Genomic DNA, 9193 nt, shown 5'->3' on the forward strand with positions numbered 1-9193 from the left:
GTTTTTACCTTTATAAATAAATTAGGAAAATGTAATGAGAGTCAAAATACTTCGTGTTGGCTAATATGATGCCAAAACTATCTCGATTATTCGCATAAATACTCATTCTATATATTAGCTGTTTGATTACAGCTAATTGTTATTCATATACATCAATGAACCTGGAGTACACCTTTGACAACAAATGAGGAGGATATTGAGTACGTGAAAAAGCGTGCCTTTATTCGTAAAGTGGTGGGTATATTTCTACTTTTTGTTATTGGCATCGTGGCCTTGAACTTATACCTATGGCAGCAAGATAAATCAAAGCGTCAAGAGAAAGAAGCACAAATACAAGCAGAAGATGCACGGTTACAAATCAATTTTGAAGACGATTTTTCAGTCGATAAATTGAATTCTCAAACCAGTGTAAAACAACTCAGAAAGGCTATCTGGAAAACCGAAGTACCGGTTGTTGAGGACTCTGACCAACAAAAAACGGCCGATGAGTTAGACATCGACATTGACCATTTATATCAAGAAATAAAACAAATCGAAAAATAATAATCACAAGGATAAAAGTATGTCACGAATATGGCTGCTGATTCTTTTTGTCTGCTCTTTTACGTTACAGGCACTAGAGGTCGGCACTCTACCCGGTGAAGTGGTTGTCCAGTCGGGCAGCGCTAATTATGAAATTCCAATTCAGGCACCAACTGGACGCGGCGGTAATACACCACAGCTTGCATTATCTTACAGTAGTAATAACTCTTCAGGCGGAATCATAGGCTCTGGCTTTTATTTAGCGGGCTTACCGGCGGTTTCTCGTTGTGGTTCCATGGCGTCTCTGGATGGAAAAATCCGTGCAGTTCAATATGATGATCAAGACAACTTCTGTATTGATGGCAGTCGACTCATTATAACAGGTGGCCAGCAAGCTAAAAATGGCTCAACTTATCGCCCTTATATGGAAGACTATTCAAAAGTTGTGTTAACCAAGAATGCATCGGATACAAACAGTCAGTTTACTCTCTACACCAAGTCTGGCGATGTGATGACGTTTGGTAAGAAACTGGATGATTCAAATTGGTTACTTACTCGTATTGATGATCGAACAGGCAAAAACCCTATCTATTATCACTATAATGATTTTGGACAGATTCAGTCAGTCACGTATGACATATTCGAAGTTCGCTTTGTTTATGGTCAAGTACAAACGGTTGATCCAAATCATACAATACAGACTTTTTTCAATAAGTTTGATGGGCAAGTGCACAAAGGAAATATCCAACTTGATAAAATTGAGATCAAAGCTAGGGGACAATTAAAGAACTATTATAAAATACGTCGAGAACCTGGATTACATAATTCTTATACAAGATATATGTATATAACGTTGTGTGACGCTAACAATAGTTGTCTTAATGAAACTAGGTTTAAGTGGAAGGGTTCCAGTTCGCGAGATGATAAATTTAAGATTAAATCTTTGGGTGATACCCAATGGTTTATCGACATTAATAAAGATGGCTGGACAGACTTGTGTCAAAAGTATAAAGATGGCCTTGTTCGATGCTCTTTACTTTCTAAAGATAGGGATGTTGATTCTGTTGAAGTCGACTTTGATTTAAAAGCAGAATTAAACGCCAAAGCCGATACTTCTTGGGCTCAGTGGGTTGATGTTAAGGGAAACAGTAAGCCTCAATACTGTCGCATGCTTGATAAAGAGCTGCGTTGTTACGAATTTGAGGTTGTGTCTGGCAAAGGAGTCATCAAGACACAAAAATATCCAATGCTCGACATGTCCACAAAAAAAGAATGGATTTGGGCTTTTGACTTCAATGGAGATGGACGACCAGATATTTGCCGCAAAAACAGCAAAAATCAGCTCATTTGTAGTACAAACAAGAATGGGAAATCGTTCTCTCAATCTCATGTTTTTGATGGTATCACCTGGGGTAAGAGCAGCGAAACATGGTGGGCAGACATAGATGGCAATGGATTTCAGGATTTATGCTCGATCACTAATGGCGCTAAGTTGTCCTGTACACGCTTTAATGCGGGTGAAATTGTTGGTGGTAAGAATCAAATCATCCCTATTACTGATTTCGGCTATAAAGAGCGTCGATGGTGGTTGGATGTCAACGGTGATGGCGCCGAAGATTTTTGTCGTGGCACTGGCAAAAAAAAATCCGGTCCGGGCAGTAATATGACGTGTTCGTTGGGCTCACTCAAAAATATTTCTCGTTTTGATAATGATATCGTCATCAAAGATATCGATTGGGGTCAGGGTCACCAATTGTGGCTCAGCGACAGAGATGGAAAGATGAACTTTTGTACTACATACAAGAGTTTTCGAAATCGCGATATACTGGATTGTAAAAATATCTTTTCTGAATGGTCAGACCATTCTATGGGTCCCCAAATTAAATGGATTGTGGATCTAAATGATGATCAACAGTTGGATTCTTGCACATACATCAAGAATGATGGGGAAGTTTCTTGTGGGACCATTGGACATGATAAATTACGTCTTTCAGAAGTGATAAATGGTCTTGGATTTAAGACTGAAATTAAATACGCACACCATAAAGATATCGGTACGCCACAATGGCCCGAACCATTGTCATATCCTTATGTACCTTCCAACCCTAATGCTTTGTTGGTATCGGAGCTACGTTCTTATAAATCAATTACTGGGGTAGACCCGAAGGAGTATAATGGCGTCATTACTCAATACCAATATGGCCCTAGTCGCGTGCACATGCAAGGTGAAGGTCACAGCGGTTTTGCTTGGGTAAAGCAGATCCAGCAGAATACTTACAGTATGAATCGCGGGGATGTCAATAAAAACGATGCAAAAGGGCGTGAAATTCACTATCGGACTGATTTTCCTTATGCACAGAGGGTAAAAACCGCCAAAGAATACCTGCTTCCATCCCTACCTGATGATAAAAAGTGGGACTTTCAACGTTATGGTACGTTACTCAATCAAGCTGATACGGAATATGGGAGCAAAAGTACAGGTAAAAACGGGCAATTAATTCAAATTAGCACACAGCAAGCCAATCAGGCATTAGCTAACAACGAGTTCGGTTATTTTGAACAATATACCTATCAAGGTAAGACTTATTTAAAAGTACCCGATACCTTTGTGCCGATTGCAGGTGAGATAATGGTCCCATTATTATTGCCGTCCAATCAGGTTTATGAACTGACAGGAAAATCCGCAACTGACAACATTTCCGGTTCATATACTATTTATGAGGCCAAGTTAGTTAATCTTAACCAGAGCCAGCTCAACCATGTTCTACCACATTTAAAACAAAAATCTGGCCACTGGTACATCAATGATGCCAACCATGACGGCAGGCTTGATGTCGCTAATGTGCCTCAATTAGGCAAAAAACGCCTGAGTGTTTTTCAAACCAAGGAAACATCAAAAAGCTATGGTTTAGATGGCAAACTATTGTCAACAGTGGAGACGAGCCATGGCCGTTTTGATGAGTATGGCAATATAGGTTTGGTCGAAGTGAAGACAACGGGCACAAACCCAGTGACTCTCCGCTCAGAAACGTTTACACAAAAAACAGAAAGTGACTACAGTAATCACCCTAGTCGTTGGATTTTAGGGCGGCTTAATCAATCATCGGTCACCCATATTGCACCCAATGGTCAACAAGAAAAAAGAACATCACGCTTTAGTTACGATAGCGTAACGGGCTTTTTGAAAGAAGAAATCATTGAACCTGGCCATAAACTTCAAGTGATCAAGCGTTACGCACGCAATGCTGAAGGAGAAGTAGAAAGCAGCAGTATTACGGGTTGGGCAAATGCTCAAAAAGGCTCAGAGACAAGAACAAACAAGGTCTCGAAATCTTACCGCGATGCGACTGTTGAAGTTCGTTCGACCAATTCGTTGGGCTTTACTAGCCGAGTGGTGACAAATCGAATCACCAATAAGTCGAGCAAATTTGATATTAACGGCATAGAAAGTCAGATTGAAAGTGATAAATTCGGTCGTACAACGCGTTCAAGAACGCAAAGTACCAGTGGATTCATCGACAGTTTTACTAAGTATTATCCGACAAATTCAAATCAATGTAGCCCACATACTCAATCACTTGCTGCTTATTGTGTCATTAATCAAACGGCCGGTTTAGGTCAAAGTATTGTTTATTACGATAATCTTCAACGAGAACTCAGAGTTGCGACACTCGGTCAAGATAATAAGTGGATATACAAAGACACCACTTATAACCAAAATGGTCAAGTTCATAAAGTGAGTCGACCTTATTTTAAAGGAGAAACGCCGCAGTATTCGATAACACATTACGATCGACTTGGCCGTATTACATCAGTATCTGAGCCAGGCCCTGCCGGTGAAAAGGATTCATGGGTACGTTTTTCCTATGGGCCATTTAGTGTGACAGAAACCGATGCCTTGGGCCGCAAGAAGACGACATACCAGAATGCCATGGGGTGGAAAATCAAAGTTGTGCAACCTGAAGGTGCCAGCATTGAAAAAACGTATTCACCAATGGGTAAACTTCTTAAAGCAAAAGGGGCAGATGGGGCGACAATCGTCAATCAATATGATGGTTTAGGCAATAAAATCGCGACTCAAGATCCTGATCTTGGCTCTTGGACTTACCAATACAATGCGTTTGGCGAACTGTTGACGCAAACGGATGCCAAAAAACAAACAACCAGCATGACGTATGATGTGCTTGGTCGGATGGTATCTAGAAGTACACAAACGCATTCTACGGTGAATGGTAAAAAACAAACTTCTACCGAGACGGAAAATTGGGTCTATGACCAGTATAAAGGCCAGAGTTGGAAAGGCGCTTTAGTTCGAGAAACGAAGCCAGGATACACCAAAAATATCTTTTATAATGGTTTAGGCCAAGTCAGTCTTGAACAAGTCATGACTCGCGAGCACACTTTCAGCCGGCAGTTTACCTATAATAAATTCGGTCAAGTCAAGGAAGAAACAAGGCCTGATGCTTTCAAACTTCATTACGATTATGACTCAGCAACCGGGATTAATACTGGTGTTTGGGGCACCAAAAATCAGACCACTACTCAATTCAGTGAGGCTGAATATCGTCAGGTGATCCAACCCCTGATTAATGAGGCAGCTGTTAAAGCACGCTCTTATTTATCGAAAGCGGGAGAGCTGTCTAAGCAAATTAAGTATTATGAAAACAGGGCTAGGGAGTATCAACAGCTTAAGGATCAAGTTGAACACCTGTCCGGTGGAACTGCTGAAATGTATACCACGGCATATGGTAAAGCACTGGAAGTGTTCCTCGGGCCTAATGGCGAGCGTTATTTAAAAGTACCGGATAACTTTGTTCTTATTGCACAAGATATCGCAATACCTTTATATGCACCGCCTGCTTTCCATCTTAAGTTGGAAGGTAATACTGTTTCCAAAATCAGTATCGAAGAATGGAAACGGATTGAATCTAGCTTAACCGATTCAAACAAAACCGTTTTCTATGGTGATTTTGATGCTTCTGGCCAAGCTGGCATCACGGAAGTGCCTGTTGGTCGTGATGATCCACTGTACGACAGCCAGATGCGCAGTCAGTTTGATCGTTTACAGCATTTAGCGGATGAGATTCAACGTATTGAATTTGTCAAAAATGATTTACATCAGCAAGCAACCAACTATATTGCGGCAGCAAGTCAATTGGTTTCTTTGGCCAAACAGACACAATACATCGCTAATCGCTTCAATATCATGGGGCAGGATAGCTTAAAAGCGAAAGGTGAACTTGAAGACATTAAAAATCAAGTAGCGGCAGGTCGTATTTACTACTGGAAGCTCAGTAATCTTGATGCAGAAGGGCGAATTAGTGCTGAACTGTATGGTAATGGTTTAGAAAACCTCTACGATTACAATGAAGCCACTGGCCAACTATTAAATATCACGACAAAAAGTGGCACTAAGTCAATTCGAGCACTTCATTATGTGTATGACCGAATGGACAACGTGAAACGTCGTACGGATTTAATAAATGATATTGATGATTACTACAGCTACGACAATTTAGATCGGTTGTCTTCAAATACACTGAAAGGCTTAGGTGGCAAACACCGTCAGAATCCACTGTTTAATAAGACTTACAGTGTTGCATACAACCGTGCAGGTAATATCAGTCATAAATCGGATGTTGGAAACTATGTTTATGCTGATAAAGCTCATGTTCATGCGGTTACCAAAGCAGGCAGTAAGCAGTACGCCTATGATGCAAACGGTAATATGCTGTCTGGCGATGGTCGTCAGTTTGTTTGGAATGGATTTAACAAACCAACCCAAATAACAAAGGGCAGCCAATGGGTTAAGTTTAGTTATGATGTGAACCATAATCGTTATTTTAAACAAAACCAAGATGGCGATAAAACCTGGTATCTGGGTAAAGCTTATGAACGAATCGATCGTGCCAATGGTGAAGTTGAGCATAAGCAATTCATCAATGGCGGTGGTAAGCTTGTAGCGGTCAATGTACATCGCAAGAAATCGAACTCGGCAGGTAAAACGGCTTCGTTTGACCGTCAGGTTCGTTACCTTCACAGCGATGCTTTAGGCTCTCATGATTTGGTGACCGATACTTGGGGTAATGTTGTTGACCGTAAAAGCTTCGATGCTTGGGGTAAGGAACGTTACTTTGAATGGCAAAAAGGTCCGAATTACTTTGAGCAGGATTCATACGTTAATCGAGGATACACTGGACACGAGCAGGTCGATGAAGTGGGCTTGATTCACATGAATGCGCGTATGTACGATGCGACGCTGGGTCGTTTCATCAGCGCAGACAGTTATGTGCAATCACCAAACAATAGCCAATCATTTAATCGCTACAGCTATGTGCAGAATAATCCGATGAAATATACGGATCCCTCAGGCCATTTCTTGAAGAAGCTGTTCAAAAAGGTTGGACGGGCACTGAAGAAAATTGGCGGGATGCTCAAGAAGATTGGACGTTTCGTCAGAGAAAATGCGTTTCAAATTGGATTGATGATTGTCGGTATTTATGCGCCTTGGGTCGCTTTTGCTATCCGTACGACCTATGCGACTATGACCGGTGGTCTGCGTGGGTTGGTGAGTACCTTAGCTACCGCTGCACTGTACAATGTTGTCGGAAGCAATTTCCCTGTGGGCAGTTTCGGTAGCTCCGCTTGGGCAATAAAAACCGTTGCTCACGGTGTGGCTGGCGGAATATCCTCGGTTATGCAAGGTGGTAAGTTTGGTGAAGGCTTTGCCTCCGCAGCTGTGGCCCAAGCATTCTCACCCTATATTGATGAAACGATTGATGACAAGAATTTGGGCATCAGTGGCGAGCGCATTGCAGCGGCAGCGGTTATTGGTGGTGTGACATCACACTTAACTGGTGGTAAGTTTGCTAACGGTGCTGCTATGGGTGCTATGGCTCGTATGTTTAATGATGAACATGCTCTTAAAAAAGCGAAAAACACTGCAAAGAACTGGGTATTACGCGGTGAACATAAATATACTCACTTTTCTGAAGCAGTATGCCTTGAATCAAGTAGTTGCACTCGAGAAGCTCTTGTAGATGCACTAAATACTTATGGGACTTACCCTGGTCAGGACAAGCCATTCATACCAGGTCAATCGTTTATGGCGGATGCAAATATTCCTGGACCATGGGGGGAAGATCATATCAACACTTATGCTATATACGATTCTAATGGAGCTCAAATAGGAATACAAAATCATACTTTATCGAATCATATCCTCCACCCTGGATATGTTGATAGAACGATAGTAAATCACAACGGCTGGTTCTATATCAAAACTGTTGGGGGTGGGAGTGGACCATTCGGTGGCATTAACAATACACTTGATAATTTGGTTTGGGGGCCTGTTAACTCAAATGTAATTAATAGATTCAGATGATAGTGAGGATATGGATAGTATAATTGGTTTATTTGTACTTTTGGTTGCTGATGTTGTGAATGGTATTGGCCTTTTTGGTTCTATAGTATTTATTGCTCTTGCTCCAATATATTTATATATTTTTCTTATATATAATGAAGTAATTGTCTTTAAAGAGAAATTATCTAAAATAATTCTGTTAATTGCGATAGTTTTATCATTAGTTGGGATTTCAATTTTTTGGGCAGTTTCTGCCGTCTTAGGGATGTGGGGTTAATGTAAAAGCGGAAACACCCCTCAGAGGTGTCCATTTGGGCACCTCACTCTTCAAGCTTTATTTAAATAACTCACAAAATAAAATTTTTCTTGGGATTAAAGTTTTATATGGGACTAATTCGGCTCTGTCGAAAATTCTGATAAAGACGTGTCGTAGAGGATGTGATACACAATGAGACTTTTAAAATTCAGTATAATTATTTTTATTTTATCTACTTCATCTCTTTATGTGAGTGCAAGTGAAATACAATACAAAATAGGTGGAAAAAACTTTAGTTTTCCCAGCTCGTATATCGTAGATTTGTCTCCTTGGGGCTGGCTGAAGTCTATTGGTGGTTTGGATGAAGAGGTCAATTCAGTTTATTTGGAGTTTTCTTCTTCTGAGATAAAGCTTAGGAATTTAGGTATAAGGAGAAGTATTTTTGTAAGTGTGGAATACTATGCTGATTTAGCAAAAAAGCGATATTTAGATACTTCAAGATGGTCTTCTATATGGTATGCGAAAAACCATGACTCCGATAGAGAAGTACTATTTGATGACTTGAGTCAGTTTTATTTTATATTTGAAAAACATGGCTATCGTGGTTTGTTTGATATTTTCTCCGTGATGCCTACAGGTGAATTGCCAGTAAATAGAGATGATTTTTATGTGGCTACTTGTGACAGTAGTAGTATATCGGAGATTAAGCATTCAGGATGTACTCGACAACTCCTCATTGATGATTTAATGATTGAGATAGGTTTTCCTTTTCACTACTTGAGTCATATTCAAGATATTGAAACGTTTGTTATAAGTAAATTAAATGCTTGGGAAGTAAAATAAGAATTGAATTTTAATAGTCAGGATGCTCTTGGCTTGGTTGATACGCTCATTAAATCATCAGTTTTATGAGCGTGTCTTCCTTTATCCTTGTGGCTTGTTGCAGCAAGCACCCCTGAAAATCGGGCTTGTTGCAAAAATTGAAGGTGTGTCTGAGGTGCTTATATGAGTACCTCTTTTCATGTGTAAATTCCAAAGATATTGAAGAGTTT

Annotated in this window: 4 protein-coding genes; all 4 read left to right on the forward strand. The window is 40.3% G+C overall.

Translation table 11 applies throughout. The features are described from left to right. Positions 1–174 precede the first annotated feature (174 nt). The 4 genes from VSA01S_RS18655 (at position 175) to VSA01S_RS18670 (ending at position 8984) form a co-directional block, all read left to right on the forward strand. Positions 175–543: a hypothetical protein gene (locus tag VSA01S_RS18655; protein ID WP_039982368.1), complete on the forward strand. Its 369-nt coding sequence runs from the start codon at positions 175–177 to the stop codon at positions 541–543. A gap of 19 nt (positions 544–562) precedes the next feature. After that, entirely contained in the window at positions 563–7906 is a 7344-nt protein-coding gene (locus VSA01S_RS18660) for an RHS repeat-associated core domain-containing protein (RefSeq protein ID WP_050567405.1), read from the forward strand. A gap of 10 nt (positions 7907–7916) precedes the next feature. Beyond that, positions 7917–8162, forward strand: coding sequence for a hypothetical protein (locus tag VSA01S_RS18665; RefSeq protein ID WP_039982367.1), 246 nt, complete (start codon positions 7917–7919; stop codon positions 8160–8162). A gap of 171 nt (positions 8163–8333) precedes the next feature. Next, positions 8334–8984, forward strand: a complete 651-nt coding sequence (locus VSA01S_RS18670) for a hypothetical protein (RefSeq protein ID WP_039982365.1) — start codon at positions 8334–8336, stop codon at positions 8982–8984. Positions 8985–9193 lie beyond the last annotated feature (209 nt).

This window comes from Vibrio sagamiensis NBRC 104589, from assembly GCF_007990935.1.
In the GTDB taxonomy this organism is placed as follows: Bacteria; Pseudomonadota; Gammaproteobacteria; order Enterobacterales; family Vibrionaceae; genus Vibrio; species Vibrio sagamiensis.

What these genes read in the sequence shown, in the direction of transcription:
- VSA01S_RS18660 (WP_050567405.1), top strand. Translation starts at nt 563, where the DNA reads ATGTCACGAATATGGCTGCTGATTCTTTTTGTCTGCTCTTTTACGTTA.
- VSA01S_RS18665 (WP_039982367.1), top strand. Translation starts at nt 7,917, where the DNA reads ATGGATAGTATAATTGGTTTATTTGTACTTTTGGTTGCTGATGTTGTG.
- VSA01S_RS18670 (WP_039982365.1), top strand. Translation starts at nt 8,334, where the DNA reads ATGAGACTTTTAAAATTCAGTATAATTATTTTTATTTTATCTACTTCA.